We start from the raw sequence: 21,463 nt of genomic DNA on the forward strand, positions 1-21,463 counted from the left end.
GGATCACGACGCCGTCATCACAGCCGCGGCTCCCCAGCCCCCGTCACCGCAACTGTGGCGCGCCCTCAGTGCCCCGTCAGCCCTTGTTCGCCCCCTTAGAGCCCCTTCAAGGGAGCTCTTTCACGAGAAAGCGCCATCCACGAGGAAGCCTCCGCGCAAGAGCGCACCGGATCACGACAAGCGTCATGAGAGCCGCCGTACGTCGACAGCCGAGGACCGTCCGCCACCCGTGGGCCCTGTCGGGACCGCCCGCCTACCCGCGGGCTCCGTCCCCGGCCACTGTGACCGCCTCGGTGAAGTGCCGATACCTGGTCAGCTCCTCTTCCACCGGCTCCAGCACCAGCTCGCGGCCGACCCGGTCGACGCTCGACCGCAGTGCCTTCGCCGCCTTGCGTGCCCTGCGCCGTCCGCCGAACCAGGCGGCCACCCGGGAGAGCAGCGCGATCAGCAGGCCGAGCAGCACGCCCCCGACCAGCAGCGTGGTGGGCCAGGGCAGTTCCCCTGCGGTCGGCAGGTAGAGCTGCGGGAGCCGGAGATAGTCGACGGCGACCAGGGCGAGCAGCCAGATCCCTCCGGCGACCACCGTCGCGAGCGCCAGCCACTGCGCCGCCCCGGCCAGCCGCCACCACAGGGGCCGCTTGGAGACCCCGAGCGAGGTGGTGGCCACCGCCCGGTCCAGGCAGTCCTCCAGCTCGTCCCCATGGGACCTCGCCGCCTGCCGCACGGCGGCGGCCCACGGCGCGGGAAGCCCGGCGGAGGCGGCCCCCGCGGCCTCGCGAATCGCGGTGTCCATCCGGGAACGCTGGACGACGGTCGCGACGGGGATGGACGTCCTCCCGACGACGCCCTGCGGCTCTCCCGGCTCCCCCATACCCCCGGCGGACCTGCTCGCGGTGTCCAGGCGGAGGCGGCGAAGCGGATCGGGCCGCAGGCGGCGGACCCATCGGGTGGGCGGCCATCCGGTGGCGGCGACCGAACGGTGCCGGTGGGACTTGGCCACCGCCTCGACGACGGCCGGCACCCCCGCGGCCTGCGACAGCGCGTCCCTCAACGGCCTCGCCAGGCCGTCAGGCCCGCCCGCGACGCCCGGAGGGGTCTCGCCGGGGGCGACGCCGGACGCCCGGAGGAGCGCGTCGGCCGCCATGCCCGCGTCGGCGGCGAGGCGGGCGGACCAGGACCGCCGGTCGGCGACCCGGGAGGTGAGCAGCGAGCGCAGCTCGGGGATGCCCGCCCCGGTGCGGGTGGACACCCCGACCACCGGGACACCGGTCAGGCCGTCCTCGTCGAGGAGCCGCCGGAGGTCCTTCAGGCAGCGCTCGGCGGCGGCCGGTGAGAGCCGGTCGATCTGGTTCAGGACGACGACCATCACCCCCCGGTGCCTGGCCAGCGGCCGGAGGTAGCGGTCGTGGACGGCCGCGTCGGCGTACTTCTGCGGGTCGAGCACCCACACCAGCAGGTCGACCAGCTCGACGAGCCTGTCGACCTCCAGCCGGTGCGACGGCTCGATCGAGTCGTGGTCGGGCAGGTCGAGCAGGATCAGCCCGGCGGCAGCCTCGTCCATCCTCGCCACCTGCCCCGAGCCGTCCGACGGCCGGTCGGCGGAGGGCGAGGAAGCACCGGATGCGTCGAGGAGCTCGTGGCGGCGGGGGATCTCCAGCCAGTCGAGCAGCGGCCCCGCCCCGGCGCCCTCCCAGAGGGCGGCCTGGGCGGTCGAGGTGGTCGGGCGGGTGACGCCGACCGTGGCGAGCGAGGTGCCGGACAGCAGGTTGAACAGCGAGGACTTGCCGCTGCCGGTGGCACCGGCCAGCGCGACCGCGGTGTGGTCGACCGACAGGCTCGCCCGTACCCCGGCACGGGAGATCACCGAACGGGCCGCGCTCACCGCCTCCGCGTCCAGCCTCCCGTCGGCCAGGTCGGCGGCGCGCGCCAGCGCCGTCAACCGGTCGTCCAACGAGACGGCCTTCTCCCTTCGCAGCAGCTTCACGTCTGGCCCGCCTCTCCCTTACCGGTGGTTCGCGGAACACCGCCGGGCGCGCGAGGGGCCTCGCCGTGCGCACGGGGGACATCGCCGGGCCTGCCGGACGCGTTCGGGGCATCGTCAGGCGCGCGCGGGACGTCGCCGTGGACGCGGGGGACCTCGCCGGGCGCGCGGGGAAGACCGCCGGGCGCGTGCGGGAGTGCGTCGGACGGCCTGCGTGATTCCTCCACGGTCCTCGGGACGGAGCCGGCGGGCAGGGCGGCACGGCGGTCCGCGACGGGGAGCTCGCGCAGGTGCTCGCGTACGGCGTCGGAGGCGGCACGCAGGGCGGGGGCGGTGCCTTCGGGAGGCTGGGCGGCGTCCAGCAGGTCGGTGAAGCGGTCGGCGTCCTCGCTGAGGAGGATCGCGACGCGGGCACGCAGGTCGGTGCGGGCCTTGACGGTGAGGTCACGGACGGCCTGGTCGCCGAAGACGGCCTCCAGGACCTTCTGGCTGAGCACGCCGGTGCCTCCGGCGATGCCGACCTCGATGCCGGTCAGGCCGCCGGTCGAGGCGAACACCGCGATCATCAGCAGCAGTCCGGCCCCGTTGAGCCCGAAGGAGGTGATGCGGGCGGTCGTGCGCTTGTCCGCCCCCTCCTCGCGGACCAGGTCGAGCACGTACGACTGCCAGCCCCGCACGGCCTCCTCCGCCTTCGCGGGCAGGTCGGCGGCGGCCCGGCCGAGACGTCCGGCCACGGCGACCCCCTCGCGTTCGAGGAGTGCCCGCCCCGAGGGGTGCGACGACCAGGACTCCAGGAGGCGCTCGGCGGCGCCGTCGGCCGAGGCCCTGATCAGTGCCTCCACGCCGCTCTCCAGCGCGGTCCGCAGCTCGCTCTCCGGCGCGGGCCGCCCGGTGACGAAGGCGACCACCCGGTCTCTGAACCTGCCGACCCGGCTCTCCAGGGAGCGCATCAGGTCGCCGGTACCGACGAAGTCCTGCCAGCGGGCCAGAACCTCGCCGCGCAGCAGCGACCCGTCCCGCATGCCCTCGTCGAAGGAGGCGAGGCCCACCGCGTAGGCGGCGTCCGCCATCGAGCGGAGCTCCTCGGCCTCGGTGTGCTGACGGTCGACCGCGGCCGCGAGCGCGGGCACCCGGGTGGAGAGGCTCTCCAGCGCGCCGGACAGGGTCTGGCGTACGACCTCGGCGCGGGAACGGGAGTCGGCGGCGATGGTGGTGAGCCAGTCGGCGATCGGCTGGACCGCCTGGCGCGGCAGGCGGGCGTTCTCGTCGGGCAGTGTCAGCTCGGGCACCTCGAAAAGGCGCGTTCCGCCCAGGCCGTTCGCCTCGAGCAGCCGGTTCAGGTCCTTGCGCACCACGCCCATCGCCTCGGGGGGAACCCTGGACAGGACGACGGCGAGGGCCGTGCTGCGCTCCCTGGCCGAGCGCAGGAAGCCCCAGGGAACCTCGTCCGCGTACCGGGCGGCGGTCGTGGTGAACAGCCACAGGTCGGCGGCGGCGAGCAGTTGGGCGGCCAGTTCGCGGTTCGCGGCGACGATCGAGTCGATGTCGGGGGCGTCGAGCAGGGCGAGGCCGGGCGGGACGGTGGCGGCGGTGACGATCCGGAGCGTGCCGGGCTCGCCCCTGCCGCTCCCGGTGACGCGCGGCAGGCCGGGCAGGACGTTCTGGGCGGTGAACCACTCGCGGTCGACGGGGCTGGTGACGAGGGTGGGTGCCATCGTCGTGGGCCGCAGCACCCCCGGCTCGGAGACGTCCTCGGCGACCAGGGAGTTCACCAGCGTGGACTTCCCCGCCCCGGTGGATCCGCCGACGACGGCGAGCAGCGGAGCGTCGATCGCGCTCAGCCGGGGGATCAGGTAGTCGTCGAGCTGGCCGGTCAGCTCGCGCAGCGCCCGGCGGTCGGCCTCCACGTCGCCGATCGCGAGGGGGAACAGCTCGCGGTCGAGGTGCCGCCGCAGCTCCCGCAGCGTCTCCAGAAGACCGTCGTTGTCACCCATACGGTCGATCCTGCCCTGCCGAGGCCCCTCTAGACGTGTTTGGCCCCACCGCTGGACCGGGTTACGGGGGCGAACTCGGTAAAGCGGTGGGGCCCAGCCCTCGGATCTCACCCGGGGGTCATGCCGAGCTCGTCTCCCCCGCAGCTGGAGGCGAGCTCGAACCCGTTCGGATGCTTCCGAGGTGATCGGGGGTCGTGCAATGCCTATTTGAACACACAAACCTCAGAAACGGGTCATGTAGAGCTGAATATCAGCTGAAAATTCAATCACTGTGGGGCGGTCGCAGCACATAGCCGACCCCGCGAAGGGTGTGGATGAGCCGGGGCTCGGCTGTGTCGACCTTCCGGCGCAGGTAGGAGACGTAGGACTCGACGACCCCCGCGTCACCGCCGAAGTCGTAGTTCCAGACGTGGTCGAGGATCTGCGCCTTGGACAGCACCCTGCCGGTGTTGACCATGAAGTAGTGCAGGAGCTTGAACTCGGTCGGCGACAGCCGCACCGGGACGCCGGAGCGCCAGACCTGGTGCGCCTCCTCGTCCAGCTCCAGGTCGCCGACCTGGAGGCGTACCGGCAGGTCGAGATCCCCCCTGGTACGGCGGAGCACGGCCCGGATACGGGCCAGGACCTCCTCCAGGCTGAAAGGCTTGGTCACGTAGTCGTCGGCCAGCCGCAGCCCCGCCACCTTGTCGTCGGTGCCGTCCCGCGCGGTCAGGAAGAGCACCGGCATCTGCCCGCTCATCTCCCGCAGCCGTCCCGCCACGGCGAAACCATCCATGTCGGGCAGCATCACGTCCAGCACGACCAGGTCGGGACGGATGCGCTCGGCGAAGTGCACGGCCTCCCTGCCGTCCACCGCGGTCACCACCTCGAACCCCGACAGGCGCAGGCTGGCCGAGAGCAACTCCCTGATGTTCGGTTCGTCGTCCACGACCAGCAATCGGGCTTCCACTCTGTCCAGCACACTCCGAGACTCGCCCACCTCTCTGGAACGCAGCTCAGCCGGGGCTGAACGTTTCCTGAGAGACCTCTCAGTACCTTTCCCGGAGAAACGCGGCCGTCACGACCGGGTTCACCGACGCCCGGCGCCCTCCACGACCGGGCTCACCTACGCCCGGCGCCCTCGTTGATGTCGGTCGCGGTCACCGAGCCGTCATCGGCCGGCGTCCCCCGCACGACGACCGTGCCTCCGGGCTTGAGGTCGGCGACCTTCCCTTCCTTCGTGACGCGTACGGACGTCTCGTCGGTGGTGTTCACGGTCACGACCGAGCCGTCGACCGTCTGGACGTAGACCTTGCCACCCTCGACCCGCTGCACCGTACCGACGGTCATGCCGCCCCGGCCACCGCCCTGACCCCCTTGGCCGCCCTGCCCCCCTTGGCGACCCTGGCCCTCTTGGCGCCCCTGGCCGCCACCGAAGCCACCGGGGCCGCCGGGGCCGCCTGGGCCCGCCTGCCGCATCACCGCCTCGGCGATACCGGACGGGCCGCCCATCGCCTTCTGCGCCTGGATGCCCACGATCACCCCCGCCACGAGCATCACCCCGGCGCCCAGCACGAGGGTGAGCGTCGACAGGCGGCGCCGCGGCCGGGCCGCCAGTTCACCGTCCAGGTCTCCCCGGAACGGGGAACTCTCCAGACCCCTGCCCGCCGGGACCGTCTCGTCGGCGTTGCCGCCCATGTGTCTCTCCTTCCTAAGTCGCGTGAGCCGTGCGGGTCATTCGTGACGCAGGGCCTCGATGGGCCGGAGCTTGGCGGCCCGGTTCGCCGGGTAGCCGCCGAAGAACAGTCCGATGCCCACGGAGACGCCGAGGGCGAGCGCGATCGAGGACGGTACGAGCACCGGTGAGATCCCCGCGATCGTGAAACGGGTGCCGACGAACGCGACCGCGACGCCCGACAGACCGCCCACCAGGCTCAACACCGTCGCCTCCACCAGGAACTGGCCGAGAATGGCACTCCTGGGCGCGCCGATGGCCTTCCTGATGCCGATCTCCCTCGTCCGTTCCGTCACGGTGACGAGCATGATGTTGGTGATGCCGATGCCGCCCACCAGCAGGGAGATGGCGGCGACCGCGCCGAGCAGGGCGGTGAAGATCCCGATGGTCGAACCGATCGTCTCCTGCAGGGTGGCCTGGTTGAGGATCCGGTAGTCCGCGACGCCCGCCGGGGTGATGCCGTGCCGCTGGTCGAGTACGGCGGTCACCTCGGCCTGCGCGGAGTCGGTCGTGTCGGCACCGGTCGCCTGCACGATGATCGAGCCGAGCGCGCCGAAGCCGGTCAGGCTCTGCTGCATGGCGGGCAGCGGCACGACGGCCACGTCGTCGGCGTCCTGCATGCCCGACGAGCCCGACTCCTTGAGCACCCCGACCACCGTGAACGGCACCCCGGAGACGCCGACCTGCCTGCCGACCGGGTCGGCGGCGCCGAACAACTCCTCGGCCACGGTCCGCCCGATGACCATGATCTTCCTCGCGGCGAGCACGTCGTCGTTGACGAAGTAGGTGCCGCTTTCCACCGGCCTGTTCGTGGCCTCGAAGTAACTGGGGTAGGTGCCCACGAGCTGCGCGATCGTGTGACTCGCGCCCTCGTGGACGGCGGTGGCCGCGTTCGCGGTCACCACGGGCGACACGCTCCGCACCGAGGGAGCCCGCTCGCGGTCGGTGAGCGCCCTCGCGTCCTCCAGGGTGAGCGGCCTGGCCTGGGTACGCGGTCCGTCGTTCTGGCCCCCGGCCACCCGGTTCCCACCGCCTCCTCCTCCCCCGAAGGCACCGCCGCCGCCACCGCCACCGGCGAAGGACGCCGAGACGGTGAGGGTGTTGGCGCCGAGCCGCTGGATGGACTGCTGGATGCTCTGCGAGGCCCCCTCCCCGAAGGCGACCAGCAGGATCACGGCCGCCACCCCGATGAGGATGCCGAGGGTGGTGAGGAAGCTGCGCAGTTTGTTGGCGGCCAGTCCCCGGAGCGCGAACCTCAGGATTTCGAGCCGGCTCACGCGGTGACCTCCGGCACGCGGGGCGGAGGGCCGTCGACGGGGGCCTGACGGCGGTCCTCGACGACGCGACCGTCCACCAGGCGGATGACCCGCTTGGCGTGGGCGGCCACGTCGTCCTCGTGGGTGATGATCACGATCGTCCTGCCCGCCACGCTCAGGCGGTCGAAGATGCCCAGTACGTCCCCGGTGGAGGCGGTGTCGAGGTTGCCCGTCGGTTCGTCGGCGAGCAGGAGGGCGGGCGCGGTGACCAGCGCCCTCGCCACGGCCACCCGCTGCTGCTGGCCGCCGGAGAGCTCGTTCGGCTCGTGGCCGACCCTGTCGGACAGGCCCACCTGCTCCAGGGCCGCCAGGGCGCGGGCCCGCCGGTCGGCGGCGCCGACCCCGCCGTACGCCATGGGCAGCTCGACGTTGGCGAGCGCGCTCATCCGGGGGATGAGGTTGAACGACTGGAAGACGAATCCGATCTTCCGGTTGCGGAGTACCGCGAGCCTGCGCTCGTCCAGCGAGCCGACGTCGGTGCCGTCGATGCGGTAGTCACCGGAGGTGGGCACGTCCAGGCAGCCCAGGATGTTCATGAGCGTCGACTTGCCGGAGCCCGAGGCGCCCATGATCGCCACGTAGTCGCCCCGGTCGACGCCGAGCGACACCCCGCGCAACGCCCGGACCTCGGCGTCTCCCCTGCCGTACACCTTGGTGATGTCCGTGAGGGACAGGACGGGAACGGTCATCGGCCGATACCTCCCCCACCGTTACGAACGCCACCGCCGCCACCGCCACCGAAGCCGGGGAAACCGCCGCCCTGCCGGGTCTCCGTGGCCGTCGGGCGGACCACCTGCTCGCCTTCCGCGAGCCCCGATCTGATCTCGGTGAGCGTGTCGCCCTTGATCCCGGTCTCCACCTGGACGGGCACCTGCCGGCCGTCCCGCAGTACGGTCACCGTGCTTCGCCCGCCCGTCGTGGAGATCACCGTGGAGGAGACGGCGAGCACGTCCTCCGCGCGCTCGACGACGATCTCGACCGTGGCCGTCTGGCCGAGCCTCACCTCCTTCGGCACCTCGGTGAAGGAGATCGTCACCGGGTATCTGACCACGTTGTTGCCGATGGTCGCGGTCGGCTGGATCTGGGTGACCTTCCCCGAGGCGGTGACGCCGCTGAGCGCGTCGAACCCGATGGAGGCCGCCTGGCCGACCTTCAGCCTGGTGACGTCGGTCTCGGTGAAGGTGCCGACGAGTTCGAGTCTGCGGGTGTCGGCGAGGTCGATGAACCCGCCCGAGGCGTTCGCCGCCCCGTCCGCGTTCGCGGAGGCCCCGGAACCGGCCGCGGTGGTCGCGGTCGTCCCGGTGGTCCCGGCCCTGGAGGCGCCGCCCGAGGATCCGCCGACCGTGCCGTTGACGGCGGTGACCGTACCGGCGAACGGCGCCTTGATGACGGTGCCGTCCACCGCGCGCTTCGCGGCCCGGTAGGTGTTCCTCGCCGTGACGTACTGGGCGTAGGTTTCGGCGGTCGAGGTGTCGTCGTCCGCGGTGTCGAGGGCGGCGGCGGCCGCGTCCAGGCTCTCCTGCGCCGACTCGTCGTCCAGCCTGGCGAGGATCTGTCCGGCGGTGACCTTGTCCCCGGCCTTGACGTAGATCTTCTCGACGGTGCCGTTCGTCCCGAAGGACAGCGATCGCGCACGGGCACTGGACACGGTCCCCGACGCGGATACGGAGGCGGAGACCGTGGCCCGGGTCACCGGAACGGTCCGCACCGCGACGTCCGCGGACGAGGTCTCACCGCCGAGAGAGGAGTAGGCGATCACCACTCCGCCCAGCAACAGGACCCCCAGGGTCCCGTTCACGATCAGCGCTCCGCGCTTGGTCGACAGCTTCACAGCGCCTGACCCTGGCGCACCAGGCTTGGACCCAGCCCGGCGAAGGCTGAAGGTTTCCTGCGGACTTCGTCGTACCGCCGGTGATGCACAGCAAACCTTCAGGGACCTGTGAGCATGCTGTGAATCAGACGGTCCAGGATGTCGGCCATGAGACCGACCCATCTCCCGAAGCGCCTGCGCGCGGGAGGACTCGCCCTGGCCGCCCTCGTCCTCGTGGGTGCGGGAGCGCTCGTCGCACTGGACGGCGGCTCCGACGAGGCCCCCCGGACAGAGCCGGTGTCCGCCAGGCGCGGGACGGTGACCGCCGCGGTGTCGGCCGCGGGCAACACCGTGGACGACGGCACCCGCGAGCTGGCGTTCGGCGGATCGGGGACGGTCACGAAGGTCTACGTCAAGGCCGGGGACAGGGTCGGCAAAGGGGACGTACTCGCCAGGATCGGTCCCGAACCCGCGCGCGAGCGACACGCCGCCGCGAAGGCGCGGCTCGCGGCGGCCGAGGAGGCACTGGACACGGCGGAAAGCACGCCGGAGAGCACGGGCACGACCGGGACCGGGACCGGGCAGCAGAGCGGAGGGCAGGACGGGGAGCGGACCGGAGGCCGGGCAGGGGCCGAGCAGCCGGGTGATCAGACGAGCGATCAGGCAGGGGCCGACCGCTCGGGCGGTCAGACGGGAACCGACCGCTCGGGGGATCGAACCGGTTCCGACCGGTCGGGGCCCGCCACGCGGACCGGCTGCGAACCCACGGCGACGCGCCCCCCTGGAGCGGGCGCCACCGCCACCCCTTCCGCCCCCGCCGAGGCCCCGGAGCCCGTACGCACGCTCTCGCCACCCCCGGCACCCCCGGCACCCGCGCCGACCGAATCGGCGCGGACCGTACAGATCGCTCCCGCGGGCGGGATCGTCCCCGCCGGGTACCGCCTCACGACGGCACCCACTCCCACCCCCGTTCCCGTACAGGACTCCATGTCCGTACCGGCGCGATCCTCGGCCGCGACGCCCGCGCCCACCTCGGCACCGACGGCGACGGCGACCGCGCGTCCGGATGACGGCTCTCCCTGGCCCGCCCCGACGGTCACCGTCACCGTGACGGCCGCCCCGACGGTGACCGTGACGGCCACCGCCACGGTCACCGTGACCGCGAGGCCCGAAGGGAACGGACCGCCCACGATCCCCACCGGCCCCTCAGCCGGTCCCGGCGAGCACCCCGGGCCGACGGCGAGCCCCACCCGCCCCACCGGTACGGCCGTACCGACCGCCAGGCCCACCGCCACCGCGTGCCCCACCCCGAGGCCGAGCGCGAGCACGGGAACGGGAACCGACCGGGGCACGTCCCCGAACAGGAACACCGGACAGGACACCCGGCAGGGTCCTCAGCAGAGCGGCGGAACCGGGCGGGGGGCGCTCACCGTGGAGCAGGCAGAGGCTCGTGTGAAGGAGGCGCGGGCGGAGCTGACCGACGCCACGAAGGAACTCGCGGGCGTGCGGATCGTCGCCCCCGTCGACGGCACCGTCATGTCCGTCGCCGGAGCGGTCGGTGACCGCGTGGGCACCGGCACCTTCCTCACCCTCGGGAACCTGGACGAACTCCAGGTGGAGGCGCTGTTCACCGAGTCGGACATCGGCAGCCTGAAGCCGGGACAGCAGGCGGCGATCACCCTCGCCACGCGACAGGGCGAGAAGTACACGGGCACCGTGACAGGCATCGCCCCCACCCCGACCACGAGCGACCGGCTGGTGCGGTACGGCGTCACGATCGCGTTCGACGCCCCTCCGCCGAACCTCCTCGTGGGCCAGACCGCCTCGGTCACCGTGACCGTCGCCGAGTCCGCGGAGACGCTCTACGTCCCCGCACAGGCCGTACGGACCAGAGACGGAGTCTCCAGGGTCACTGTGCGGGGCGGCGCCGAGCGGGTCGTGGAGACGGGGGTCCGCAGCGACCGCTACGTCGAGATCACCTCCGGGCTGTCCGAGAACGACCAGGTGATACTGCCCGGCGCGGCCGAGGGGGAGTTCCCCGACAGCGGCTGGCCGGAGGCCGACGTCCCCCGGTAGGGGCTGACCGGAGCCGTCACGCATCGGCAAGGCTCCGGGCACTCCTCGGCCACCGGCCGGATCTCAGGACTGATCAGAGCCGTCAGGCGTCGACAAGGAGGTCATTCGGCGGGGCAGGTCGTGCCCGGCTTGGGAAGCCTCAGATCGGTCAGGTACGTGGTGGCGTGTCGGATCGGGCACTTCTTGCCCATCAGGTACAGGGCATGGCCGGGTCCCTCGTAGGCGACGGTGACCGATCCCGGGATCATCCTGGTGAAGCTCTCCGTCCACACGTGGTCGCCCCACGTGCTGCCGACCCCCAGGAACGGCGGCAGTCCGCGAGTCGGCAGCGGGCGGGGCGGGTTGGCGATCCGGAGCGGCCAGCCGGCGCACCCCAGGGCGTCGAACGAGGCTCCCCCGCCGAAGTTCGGCGAGATCTTCCGCGTCTGTCGGCGGAACTCCTGGAGCTGGGCATAGCTGCTGTAACCACGGTCGTCCGCGCAGGTCATCGCGAGCATCCCGGGCATGGCCCACACCCGCGTGTTGCCGAGGGCGGAATCGGCGAAACCGGACCCGTCGCCGCCCCGGGCCTTGTCGACCGCTTCGGCGAAGGCCAGCCAGCGAGAGTGTCCTTCTCCCGGGTCTCCGATGAACCCGAAGCTTCTCAAATGCCATCCGGTCAGCTCCTTGCCGAACTCGGACGTGACCGGGATCGGCCGGCGATCGGCGTCCCGGGTGAGCTCGCGCCAGACCGCCCCGGCGTCCTCTCCGTGCAGCGCGCAGGCGGGGGTGTCCGCGCACCAGGTGGTGAACCTGGTGAACGCCTGCTCTTGGAGGGGCAGGAGTCGCATCAACTGGTCGGGCCAGCCGTCGACCTGATTGATCACTCCGTCGAGGTACATCGCTCGGATGCGCTGCGGGAACAGCCGGGCGTAGGCGGCGGCGGGCACTCCTCCGTAGGAGTTGGCCATGAAGCTCAGTCGTTCCTCGCCCAGGCTCTTGCGGACCGCCTCCATGTCCCTGGCCACCGACAGGGAGTCCATCCGGGAGAACAGTCCGCTTTTATCCGCTTTCTGGCACGCGGTGAACGCCTTGGTCATCGCCACGGTCAGCGCCTTGTACGCCTTCTCGTCGCGGGGGTCGGACAGGGACGCCGCCGGCTGCATGCATGACTGCGGCAACCGGTCGCGCCACACGGCGTTGCGGGGGTTGTAGGCGACGAGGTCGAACCTGCGTCCCAACTCGGTGAGATCGGCCGCGGCCCGCTGCAGGTCCTCGATCCCCCTGGTCCCGGGGCCGCCGGGGATACCGAGCACGCTGCCGATCCTGCGCGCGGGCTCGGTGGCCGGCAGCCGGGCCAGGTCCAACGTGATCTTCGATCCGTTCGGCCTGGCCCAGTCCACCGGCACCTCGATCGCGGCGCACCGCATGCCCGCCGGCATGTCCTGCCCCGCGCAGTCCCGCCACACCGGCTTCCCGTCTTCGGCCTGCCTGCCCTGGACCTGCCCGCCTTGGGCGGCGGACGCCGCCGGGATCATTCCTGCCAGCGCCGCCACGGTCATACCGGCGACCAGCCATGTGGTCCTGCCGCGCAGACTCCGTTTCTTCGTCGTCATCATGCTGATCACCCTGACGAAAGCGGATGACACACCACCACCGGGACATCCTCCACGTTGGCCCGGGATATCCCCCACGAACTTTTCTGCTGTCCTCGCCGGCGAACGTCCCTCAAGCTGTATGGCGGACCACCGGCAGGCTGTCCGTCAGGGGGAAGGGCGTGGGCAAGCAAGTAGGGGGAGGTTCCGGCCTGCGGCGTGCGCCGATGAATGCTCCGGCGCGAGGGCGGACCTGGCGCGAGCTCGTTCACGCGCCGATGACCACGGCGCGGACGTGGCGCGAGCTCGTTCACGCGCTGATCACCGCTCCGGTGCGGGGACGGACATGGCGCGAGCTCGTTTACGCGCTGATGATGCCGTTGATGGCGGGAATCGGCCTCGTCCATCTCGTTCTCGTACTGCTCAGCGTCGCCATGACGGTCAACCTCGTCGGAATACCGATGCTGGCCCTGAGCGTGTTCGCGGCCAGAGGGCTCGGCACGGCCAATCGAGGGCTGGCCCGGGTGCTGGCCGGAGTGCGGGTGACCGCCCCTGCCCCGTTCCGTACCGGGCCCGGCCTGTTGAACCGGCTCGGAGCGGCGCTCGGTGACGTGACGGGATGGCGTGCCGTCATCCACGGGCTGGTCCGGCTGCCGGCGGCCGTCGTCGCCTTCGCCGTCACCGCCGGATTGTGGGGAGGTGGCCTGCTTCTGCTCTGCTGTCCCCTGTGGTGGCGATCCCCCGCCTTCGCGCACCTGTCTCCCAGCGGTTGGCCGGGAGCGGTGCTGATGAGCGCGGCCGGGCTGGCGCTGCTGCTTCTCGCCCCCTGGGGCGTCCACCACGCGCTGGCCCCCGAGCGGACGCTCGCCAGGACGCTGCTCGGGCCGGATCCCGGCGCCGCGCGAATCCGCAGGCTGGAGCAGGCTCGCGCGATGGCCGTGGACGACGCGGCCGCGAGACTTCGTCAGGTCGAGCGCGACCTGCACGACGGGACGGCCGCGCAGTTGGTGACGCTCGCCCTGAACCTGGGCATGGTCCAGGAAGATCTTGAGCACGCCCATCGTCCCGAACGGCTGGAGCGCGCCCGCGCCCTCGTCGACAGCGCGCACCGCGGTGCCAAGGAGGCGGTGGCCGAACTTCGTGACCTGATCCGCGGCCTCCACCCGCCCGCGCTCGACAAAGGGCTGGAGACGGCGCTGGCCACGCTCGCCGCACGGAGCCCGGTCCCCGTCAGGCTCGAAACCGATCTGCCGGAGCGGCCCGCTCCGGCCATCGAGGCCATCTCCTACTTCTGCACGGCGGAACTCCTCGCCAACGTGGCCAAGCACAGCGGCGCCGGACACGCCTCGGTCGACGTACGGGCGGGTGACGGCCTGCTGACGCTGATCGTGCGGGACGACGGCGTCGGCGGCGCGGCGACGAACACCGGAACCGGGTTGCGCGGCCTGGCCGCGCGGACCGGGATGGTGGACGGCACGATCGACGTCCGCAGTCCAGCGGGAGGACCTACGGTGATCACCGTCGAACTTCCCCTGCACATCTGAACGGAGAAGCGCATGCGCATCGTGATCGCCGAAGACGCCGTGATGCTCAGGGACGGCCTCCACATGCTGCTCACCTCGCGCGGCCGGCAGGTGGTGGCCGCGGTGGGCGACGGCGACGCGCTCAGGGCGGCGGTGGCGGAACACCACCCCGACATCGCCGTGGTCGACGTGCGCATGCCGCCCTCGCACACGGACGAGGGCCTGCGGGCCGCGATCGAGATCCGCCGTGATCATCCGGGTGTGGGCGTGCTGGTGTTCTCCCAGTACGTCGAGACGCGTTACGCCGCCCAGTTGCTCGCCGACGGCGCCCACGGGGTGGGATACCTGCTGAAGGAGCGGGTGGCCGACGTCAGGGACTTCCTGACCGCGCTCGACCGGATCGCGGCCGGGGAGACCGTCCTCGACCCCGAGGTCGTCACCCAGATCATGGGCGCGAGCAGACGCATCGAGACCCTGGGCACGCTCACGCCCAGGGAGCGCGAGGTGCTGGCCATGATGGCGGAGGGGCGCTCCAACAACGCCATCGCCAACGCGCTGTTCCTCTCCTACGGCTCGGTGGAGAAGAACGTGACGCAGATCTTCACCAAACTCGGCCTGTCTCCGTCGGAGAACGACCACCGCCGGGTTCTCGCCGTACTGCGCTACCTACAGGCCTGACCCCGAGACACCGTCCGCGGCCCGGCCCCGGCAGGACACCGGCCGCCCCCACCCCGAACAGGGGGACATCCGCGAACCGGAACCCGGCAGGACACCGATCACCCCACCCCCGACAGGGGGCACTCGCGAACCGGAACCCGGCAGGTGGCCCTCCGTACAACCGGGCCAGAAGCCGACGGCGTCGTACCGGAGGGAGATCAGTCGGATTCCGAGGCGAGGGGGAGGACCACCCGGAACGTCGCCCCCTTGCCCGGGTCGGACTCCACGGCGACGCGGCCGCCGTGGGCCTCGACCATCGCGGCCACGATGGCGAGGCCGAGACCGCTTCCGCCGTCCTCGGGAGCGCGCCGCCCCCGGGCGGAGTCGGCGCGGTAGAACCGTTCGAAGACGCGCTCGCGCTGCTCGGTGGTGAGGCCCGGCCCCTCGTCCGCGACCTCGATGACGGCCATGTCGCCGTCGCCGGAGCCGTCGCTGGAGAGGAGCACCCGTACGGGGGTGCCCTCGGGGGTGTGGGTGAGCGCGTTGGTCATGAGGTTGCCCACGACCTGGCGGAGCCGTACCTCGTCGCCGGAGACGATGAGCGCGGAGCCGTCCACCGAGAGCGTGACATCGCGCTCCGGAGCGAGGATACGGGCGTCGTGGACGGCGTCGGCGGCGATGGCGAGCAGGTCGACCGGGCGCATGACCATCGGGCGCTGCTGGTCGAGCCTGGCCAGCATGAGCAGGTCGTCGACGAGCAGGCCCATCCTGACCGCCTCGGACTCGACCCTGCGCATCAGCGGCGCGGCGTCGATGCCGGGCGCCTGCCGGTAGAACTCGGCGAAGCCCCTGATGGAGGTGAGCGGCGTGCGGAGTTCGTGCGAGGCGTCCGCGACGAACCGGCGCATGCGCTCCTCCGAGCTGCGGGCCGAGGACTCCGACTCGGAACGGGCACGGAAGGCCGCCTCGATCTGGGCGAGCATGCCGTTCAGCGACCGGCCGAGGCGGCCCACCTCGGTGCGCGGGTCGGCGTCGGGAACGCGGCGGCCCAGGTCTCCGGCGGCGATCGCCTCGGCGGTGCGCTCGATCTCCTCCAGCGGGCGCAGGCTCCTGCGGATGATCACTACACCGGCTCCGGCGAGCATCAGCACCAGGCCGCCTCCGCCGAGGAGCTCCACCAGCGCGAGCTGGCCGACGATCTGCCGCACCTCGCTCATGTCCACGGCCACGATGAGGCTCTCACCGGTGTCCAGCGAGGTCACCCGGACCCGCCAGTCACCGTTCTCGAACAGCTCGCCGACCCTGCCGTGGGAGATGTCCGGCCCCGGCTTGCCCTCCACGTCGATGCCGCTGAGCAGGACGAGGGTCCTGTTGTTCCCGTCGCGGAGCTCCAGCCTGGCGTCGGAGGGCATCAACTTGCCCCCCAGCGCGATGATGCCCCGGTTGTTCATGCGGCGCAGCGCGGAGTCGGTGGTGATGTCGATCTGGCTGTCGACGCGGTCGATCAGGTAGCCGCGCATGATCGAGACGCTGCCGACACCGATGAGGGCGAGCGCGACCGTGAGCAGGAGCAGGATGACGCCGATCAGCTTCACCCGCAGCGGGGTCGCGTTGAGCATCACGGGGCCGGTGGCAGGCGCAGCACGTATCCGACACCGCGCAGGGTGTGGATCAGCCTCGGGTCGACATTGTCGATCTTGCGGCGGAGCACGGAGACGTAGGACTCCACGATCCCGACGTCGCCCCTGAAGTCGTAGTCCCATACGTGGTCGAGGATCTGGACCTTGGACAGCACCCGCCCCGCGTTCGCCATGAAGTAGCGCAGCAGCTTGAACTCCGTCGGCGACAGCGCCACCGCCCGGCCCTTGCGCCACACCTCGTGGCTCTCCTCGTCGAGCTCGATGTCGGCGAAGGTGAGCCGGGGCGGCCTGGGGCTGAGCTCGCCGGAGTTGGTACGGCGCAGCACGGCCCGGATGCGGGCCACGACCTCCTCCAGGCTGAACGGCTTGGTCACGTAGTCGTCCCCGCCCATGGTCAGCCCTCGGATCTTGTCCTCGGTGGCGTCACGCGCGGTGAGGAAGACGATGGGGGTGTCGCTGCCGCCGCCGCGCAGGCGCCGTACGACGTCGAAGCCGTCCATGTCGGGGAGCATCACGTCGAGGACGATGAGGTCGGGCCGGTGCCGCTGGACGGCGGCGACGGCCTCCGTGCCGTTACCCGCCGTGTTGACGCCGAACCCGGCGAACCGCAGGCTCGCGGCCAGGAGTTCGAGAATGTTGGGCTCGTCCTCGACGATCAGCAGACGTGCCTCGGGTGAGTCGGTCACTGGTCTATTTTCACCGGCCCACATGAGAAAGCAGTTAACTGGTCAAGACAGAGGCTAACCCCACAATATGCCTGGCTATCGCCAAACTCGATGTGGCCGCCGGTGAGGGGGCGTTGCGCACGAGGGCGACGCGGCCGTGTACGTCGATCGCGAAGTCGTCCAGCATGCCGCCCTGCCTGTCCACAGCCTGTGCGCGGACGCCTCCCGAGGTCCTCACCAGGTCGGCGGCGGTGAGGGCCGGGACGTAACGGCGCGCGGCCCTCAGGAACGATCCTTTACCCATCGAACCGGCCACCTCCCGCACCCCGGTCCTCCAGTGCCTCGCCGCCAGCCGCCGGGTGCCCCGCCAGGCGAGGGTCCGGCCCAGGTCGGCGAGGTCGACGTTTCGCCAGGAGTAGCCTTCCAGCGCCAGCGCCATGACCGCGTTGGGGCCGACCAGCACCTCGCCGTCGATCCTGCGGGTCAGGTGCACGCCGAGGAACGGGTACCGGGGGTCGGGAACCGGATAGATAAGCCCGCGGACCAGGTCTTTCGCCTCCCCGGCCAGCGCGTAGTACTCGCCGCGGAACGGGACGATCCGCACGTCGCCGGGGACCCCCGCCATCCGCGCGACGGTGTCGGTGCCGAGCCCGGCGCAGACGATCACCCGGTCGAAGTCCAGCGTCCGCTCCCCCGCCACGACGCTCACCCCGCTCGCGGTCTCCCGTACGGCACGCACCGGATGGGAGAGCAGCACCGAGCCGCCGCTCTCCTCCACGTCCAGGGCGAGGCGCCGGGCCACGGCGGGGAAGTCGGCGATCGCGGTGTGCGGGGAGTGCACGGCGCCCACGCCGACGGCGTGCGGCTCGATCTCGCGCAGGGCGAGCGCGTCGAGCTCGGCGATGCCGGGAACCCCGTTCGCGCGGGCCCGCTCGGCGATGCTCCGCAGTTCGGGGCGCTCGGAGCCGGTGGAGGCGACGACGAGCTTGCCGACCTCGTCGTACGGGATGCGGTGCTCGGCGCAGTACTGCCGAAGCAGCGCGACGCCCTCCCTGCAGAGCCTGGCCTTGAGCGAGCCGGGGCGGTAGTAGATCCCGGCGTGGACGACTCCGCTGTTGTGCCCGGTCTGGTGGGCCCCGACGCGGTCCTCCTTGTCGAGGACGGTCACGGTGGCCCCGTGGGTCAGCGCCGTCTCCCTGGCCACGGCCAGCCCGACGATTCCCGCACCGACGATCCCGACCTTCATCGCCGGTTCCTCCCCTCTCCTTACGGGTCCCTACGGATTTCCCCCGGGGTCCCCTGTGGAGCGATCATGCGGTGATCCGAGGTGATCCGGGTGGCCCGAGCGATCTGGGTGATCTGAGGTGATCGCGCCCGTTGGGACGAAAGACGCGTCATCGCGTGACACTACCCGCCAGCCTCCCGACCTTGTCGACGGTGAGATGTCCTTCCTGGGCCAGCCAGCGCAGCGAGTCGGCGACGGTCTCCTGGACCGGCCGCAGGCTCACGCCGAGCGCCTCCAGGGTCGGGGTGTCGTACGTGCGGACCATCGTGACCATCATCTCGACGGCGTCCCTGGTCAGCGGGTAGTCGATCTCCTTGATCAGCTTCATCACGTCACCCACGGCCGCCGCGCCGCGCAGCACCGAGCGGTGGATACGGAACCTCCTGCAGCGGTTCCCCGTCACCTCGTCGCAGACGTCGGCGAGCTGCGCCCAGGTGAGGTAGTGCCCGCCCAGCATGAACCGGCGCGGCCCCCGCCCCGGTTCGAGGCAGCGGGCGAGCACGACGGCCAGATCCCGTACGTCGACGATGTTGGCGCCGCCCGCGGTGATCGGCCAGCCCTGTTCCAGCCCGGCGCGCAGGCCCTCCACCATCGCGTCCAGTGAGGGCTGGTACGGCCCCACGACCCCGGCCGGGTAGACGATCGTGATCGGCATCCCCTGGTCCTGGAGCCTCCTCGCGTAGCGTTCGGCGGAGATCTTGCTCCTGCCGTACTCGTTCCTCGGCGTGGAGAGCGGGCTCTCGGTCGTGATGACCGGCCCGGCCGGGGGCACGAAGACGCCAATGGTGGAAATATGCACGATCGGGTCGAGACCGAGTTCCACGGCCTGTCCAAGGACGTTCTTCGCCCCGGTCACATTCGTACCGCCCAGATCTCCGGCCTGGCCGATGATCCCGATTTCCGCGGCGGCGTGAATGACCGCGTCGCACCGTTCGAGCCCGTCCCGCACGGCCGCCGCGTCGCGGATATCGGCCGTGTGCAGAGGGACCTCCTCCGTCACGCCGACGGCGGCGAGCACCTCGCGTGTTTTCCGGGGATCGCGTATGAGAAGAAGCGGTTCATGCCCGTCGGCGAGGAGCGCGGCGACCGCATGCGAGCCGACGAAACCTGACGCTCCGGTCACCAAAACGCGCATGCCTGAAAGTTATCGGCAACCATCACCGCAGGAGAAGGGATAACCGGCCTGGTTCTTAACCGTCATTGCCAATGCGGGAAACAAGCCCAGGCCGGTCAAGGAATACGCGAATATGTCGGGGCAATAAATCGTTATGCGGTCATTCATTTTCGCCACGAGATCACGACCCGCACCACCTCCCGAGCCGTGAGATCACATCTCGTGCCGCCTCCCAGGGGCGGCACGAGACCACGAGCCCACCGATTTCCGAGGTCGGCGCGAGATCCCCGGACCGACTCCTGGAGGGAAGGGCGGCCGGCGGGTTCCCACAGCCGTTACGCACATGTCTCCCGACCGTCGCCCACCCCGGTGGCACGGAGGGGTATACCTTGATCAGGCCGGATGGCGGCCAGAACCGACCGCGTCACCGGGTGGAGATACGAGGCGATGAGCAGAGAACTCTCCATCGACGTCGATCGCCAAGAACACGCGGACTGCGCCGTGATCACGGTCGTGGGTGACATCGACCACAACTCCAGCGAGTTGCTCAGGGAGACGATCGAACGACTGGTCGCCGACCACCGACCGCGGATCGTCATCGACGCGGAAGGCATCACCTTCTGCGACTCCACCGGGCTGCGGGTGCTCCTGAGCGGTGCGCGGCTGGCCTCGGAGGCGGGCGGGTGGCTGCGTCTCGCCGGAATCTCGGACGTCCTCAGCCGCCTCCTGCGGATGACCGACCTCTCCACCTGGTTTCCCGTCGATCCCGATGTGACGACCGCCCTCGACCGCGCCGCCCGCCGCGACACCCAGTCCCCCGGCTGAGTGAGCCTCCGAGGTCCCTCAGCGGGTCTTGCGGGCGATCAGGGTGATGGTGCCGATCGCGCCCGTCGCGATGACCAGCCAGAGGAGCACGGCCAGGACCGGCACCCCGGCCTCCGCGCCGTCCCCCGCTGTTCTCGTGCTCTCACCGTCCTCACCGGTCCTCGCCCCGGCGACCGGGGTGGGCACCGGCTCGCCGGAGGTGTCGGAGGTCGGTGTGGGGGCCGCCTGGCGTAGGGCGGAGGCGGGTTCGGAGGTGCCGAGGGCCGCCGCGGGCAGCGGCACCCGGTAGACCGGGCTGCGGCTGCCCTCGCTGCCGGTCAGCAGGTATCTGCCGTCGCGGGTGTAGGTGATCGACTCGGCCTGTCGCAACTCCGGCATCGTCACCCGGGCGATCTGCTCTCCCGGGGCGCGGTAGACCGTGGCCGAGAAGTAGGTGCGGATCACGAAGCTCGATCCGTCGGGTGCGTAGGCGGCGTCGGTGGCCATGATGGGCGCGGGCCCGACCTTGCGGAGGATGTTGACCCTGTCGGTGCGCAATCGCTTCGGTGCCTGGTAGACGGCACCGGCGAACTGCTTGGTCACGATGTAGAGGCGGCCGGTACGGGGGTGCACCATGATTCCCTCGGCGTTGCGTCCGCCGTCCTCGTACCGGAACCGGTAGCGCACCGCGGGGACGACGGCGTCCCTCATCACGGCGGGTTCCGCCACCTTGTATACGGAAATATCAGGCCATGCTCCTTCCAGGTTGTCGCCGATATCGGCGAACCAGAGCACCCCCTGACCGGTCCGCGGGTCGGTGGACGCCGCCATGCCCTCCCAGTCGCGGGACTCCGCCCCTCGCAGGGTGAAGGTCGCGCGGGTCCGCCCGTCGGGGCCGACCGCGTAGAACACCGGGCCCGCGGAGCTGTCGTTGTGGGTGTAGTAGATGTCCTTGCCGGTCGGCGAGACCGCCAGCCCGCTCGACTCGGTGATCCGGCTGTCCTTGAAACGGAAGAGGATCCGCGCCCCGTCGTCCGCCCCCGCCTCCCGTTCGTCGCCGGCCCGCGCGACGTCCCCACCCGCGTCCTCCCGCGCATCCGCCCGTACGCCGTCCCCCGCGTCCGCCCGTACGCCGTGTCCCGCGTCCTCCCGAACGCCCTCACCGTCGCCGGCCCGCGCGCCCTGGCCCGCGAGGACCGTGGCCACGGTCAGGCAGGCCACCGCGAACACGCGAACCACGACTTCCCCCCGCTTACTCAGCATTCAGCCATCATGCCCCGGCCGTGCGTACGGGCGGCACAGACGTGGCG

The 21,463-nt window shown here is 71.4% G+C and carries 17 protein-coding genes; 4 read left to right on the forward strand and 13 right to left on the reverse strand.

Translation table 11 applies throughout. The features are described from left to right. Positions 1-253: 253 nt before the first annotated feature. The 7 genes from AB0B90_RS32565 to AB0B90_RS32595 form a co-directional block, all read right to left on the reverse strand. Positions 254-1,984 carry a GTPase gene (locus AB0B90_RS32565; RefSeq protein ID WP_362926226.1) on the reverse strand — a complete coding sequence of 577 codons (1,731 nt, stop codon included), beginning with the start codon at positions 1,982-1,984 and terminating at the stop codon, positions 254-256. After that, a complete protein-coding gene (locus AB0B90_RS32570) occupies positions 1,981-3,975 on the reverse strand; it encodes an ABC transporter (protein ID WP_362926227.1) in 1,995 nt (664 codons plus the stop codon). The genes AB0B90_RS32565 and AB0B90_RS32570 overlap by 4 nt, the downstream gene beginning before the upstream one ends. 262 nt (positions 3,976-4,237) lie before the next feature. Continuing rightward, entirely contained in the window at positions 4,238-4,933 is a 696-nt protein-coding gene (locus AB0B90_RS32575) for a response regulator transcription factor (RefSeq protein ID WP_344922103.1), read from the reverse strand. A 143-nt stretch (positions 4,934-5,076) separates the two neighbouring features. Beyond that, positions 5,077-5,652 (reverse strand): hypothetical protein, encoded by a 576-nt coding sequence (locus AB0B90_RS32580; RefSeq protein WP_362926228.1) that lies wholly within the window; start codon positions 5,650-5,652, stop codon positions 5,077-5,079. A 36-nt stretch (positions 5,653-5,688) separates the two neighbouring features. After that, entirely contained in the window at positions 5,689-6,966 is a 1,278-nt protein-coding gene (locus AB0B90_RS32585) for an ABC transporter permease (protein ID WP_362926229.1), read from the reverse strand. Continuing rightward, positions 6,963-7,694, reverse strand: a complete 732-nt coding sequence (locus AB0B90_RS32590) for an ABC transporter ATP-binding protein (RefSeq protein WP_350945763.1) — start codon at positions 7,692-7,694, stop codon at positions 6,963-6,965. Before AB0B90_RS32590 ends, AB0B90_RS32585 begins: the two co-directional genes overlap by 4 nt. After that, the gene (locus AB0B90_RS32595; RefSeq protein ID WP_350945764.1) at positions 7,691-8,836 is read right to left on the reverse strand and encodes an efflux RND transporter periplasmic adaptor subunit; all 1,146 of its coding nucleotides are present in this window, start codon (positions 8,834-8,836) and stop codon (positions 7,691-7,693) included. The genes AB0B90_RS32590 and AB0B90_RS32595 overlap by 4 nt, the downstream gene beginning before the upstream one ends. 147 nt (positions 8,837-8,983) lie before the next feature. Between AB0B90_RS32595 and AB0B90_RS32600 the strand changes: the two genes are divergently transcribed. Further along, positions 8,984-10,891, forward strand: coding sequence for an efflux RND transporter periplasmic adaptor subunit (locus AB0B90_RS32600; RefSeq protein WP_362926230.1), 1,908 nt, complete (start codon positions 8,984-8,986; stop codon positions 10,889-10,891). 101 nt (positions 10,892-10,992) lie between these two features. On the opposite strand, the gene AB0B90_RS32605 is transcribed toward AB0B90_RS32600, so the two are convergent. Beyond that, positions 10,993-12,489: an alpha/beta fold hydrolase gene (locus tag AB0B90_RS32605; protein WP_362926231.1), complete on the reverse strand. Its 1,497-nt coding sequence runs from the start codon at positions 12,487-12,489 to the stop codon at positions 10,993-10,995. 158 nt (positions 12,490-12,647) lie between these two features. On the opposite strand from AB0B90_RS32605, the gene AB0B90_RS32610 reads away from it, so the two are divergent. Together AB0B90_RS32610 and AB0B90_RS32615 are read left to right on the forward strand one after the other, a co-directional pair. After that, on the forward strand, positions 12,648-14,009 hold the full coding sequence (locus AB0B90_RS32610; protein ID WP_350945767.1) for a sensor domain-containing protein: 1,362 nt from the start codon (positions 12,648-12,650) through the stop codon (positions 14,007-14,009). 12 nt (positions 14,010-14,021) lie between these two features. After that, positions 14,022-14,666: a response regulator transcription factor gene (locus tag AB0B90_RS32615; RefSeq protein ID WP_350945768.1), complete on the forward strand. Its 645-nt coding sequence runs from the start codon at positions 14,022-14,024 to the stop codon at positions 14,664-14,666. A 197-nt stretch (positions 14,667-14,863) separates the two neighbouring features. Here AB0B90_RS32615 and AB0B90_RS32620 read toward each other — a convergent pair whose 3' ends face one another. From AB0B90_RS32620 to AB0B90_RS32635, 4 genes are all read right to left on the reverse strand, one after another. Then, on the reverse strand, positions 14,864-16,264 hold the full coding sequence (locus AB0B90_RS32620) for an ATP-binding protein (RefSeq protein WP_350945769.1): 1,401 nt from the start codon (positions 16,262-16,264) through the stop codon (positions 14,864-14,866). Next, positions 16,264-16,971 (reverse strand): response regulator transcription factor, encoded by a 708-nt coding sequence (locus AB0B90_RS32625; protein ID WP_350945770.1) that lies wholly within the window; start codon positions 16,969-16,971, stop codon positions 16,264-16,266. The genes AB0B90_RS32620 and AB0B90_RS32625 overlap by 1 nt, the downstream gene beginning before the upstream one ends. A gap of 34 nt (positions 16,972-17,005) precedes the next feature. Next, the gene (gene lhgO, locus AB0B90_RS32630) at positions 17,006-18,196 is read right to left on the reverse strand and encodes an L-2-hydroxyglutarate oxidase (RefSeq protein WP_362926232.1); all 1,191 of its coding nucleotides are present in this window, start codon (positions 18,194-18,196) and stop codon (positions 17,006-17,008) included. A 148-nt stretch (positions 18,197-18,344) separates the two neighbouring features. After that, entirely contained in the window at positions 18,345-19,370 is a 1,026-nt protein-coding gene (locus tag AB0B90_RS32635; RefSeq protein ID WP_350945772.1) for an NAD-dependent epimerase/dehydratase family protein, read from the reverse strand. A gap of 426 nt (positions 19,371-19,796) precedes the next feature. Here AB0B90_RS32635 and AB0B90_RS32640 point away from each other — a divergent pair, with 426 nt between their 5' ends. After that, the gene (locus AB0B90_RS32640) at positions 19,797-20,174 is read left to right on the forward strand and encodes an STAS domain-containing protein (protein WP_350945773.1); all 378 of its coding nucleotides are present in this window, start codon (positions 19,797-19,799) and stop codon (positions 20,172-20,174) included. Between the two features lie 18 nt (positions 20,175-20,192). Here the strand turns inward: AB0B90_RS32640 and AB0B90_RS32645 are convergent, their stop codons facing one another. Continuing rightward, entirely contained in the window at positions 20,193-21,416 is a 1,224-nt protein-coding gene (locus AB0B90_RS32645) for a hypothetical protein (RefSeq protein WP_350945774.1), read from the reverse strand. Positions 21,417-21,463: the final 47 nt, after the last annotated feature.

Source organism: Streptosporangium sp. NPDC049078, assembly GCF_040648855.1.
Lineage (GTDB): Bacteria > Actinomycetota > Actinomycetes > Streptosporangiales > Streptosporangiaceae > Streptosporangium.

Coding starts and splice junctions, on each gene's coding strand:
- AB0B90_RS32605 (WP_362926231.1), bottom strand. CDS start 12,489: ATGATGACGACGAAGAAACGGAGTCTGCGCGGCAGGACCACATGGCTG.
- AB0B90_RS32590 (WP_350945763.1), bottom strand. CDS start 7,694: ATGACCGTTCCCGTCCTGTCCCTCACGGACATCACCAAGGTGTACGGC.
- AB0B90_RS32600 (WP_362926230.1), top strand. CDS start 8,984: ATGAGACCGACCCATCTCCCGAAGCGCCTGCGCGCGGGAGGACTCGCC.
- lhgO (WP_362926232.1), bottom strand. CDS start 18,196: ATGAAGGTCGGGATCGTCGGTGCGGGAATCGTCGGGCTGGCCGTGGCC.
- AB0B90_RS32570 (WP_362926227.1), bottom strand. CDS start 3,975: ATGGGTGACAACGACGGTCTTCTGGAGACGCTGCGGGAGCTGCGGCGG.
- AB0B90_RS32580 (WP_362926228.1), bottom strand. CDS start 5,652: ATGGGCGGCAACGCCGACGAGACGGTCCCGGCGGGCAGGGGTCTGGAG.
- AB0B90_RS32620 (WP_350945769.1), bottom strand. CDS start 16,264: ATGCTCAACGCGACCCCGCTGCGGGTGAAGCTGATCGGCGTCATCCTG.
- AB0B90_RS32615 (WP_350945768.1), top strand. CDS start 14,022: ATGCGCATCGTGATCGCCGAAGACGCCGTGATGCTCAGGGACGGCCTC.
- AB0B90_RS32640 (WP_350945773.1), top strand. CDS start 19,797: ATGAGCAGAGAACTCTCCATCGACGTCGATCGCCAAGAACACGCGGAC.
- AB0B90_RS32635 (WP_350945772.1), bottom strand. CDS start 19,370: ATGCGCGTTTTGGTGACCGGAGCGTCAGGTTTCGTCGGCTCGCATGCG.
- AB0B90_RS32645 (WP_350945774.1), bottom strand. CDS start 21,416: ATGCTGAGTAAGCGGGGGGAAGTCGTGGTTCGCGTGTTCGCGGTGGCC.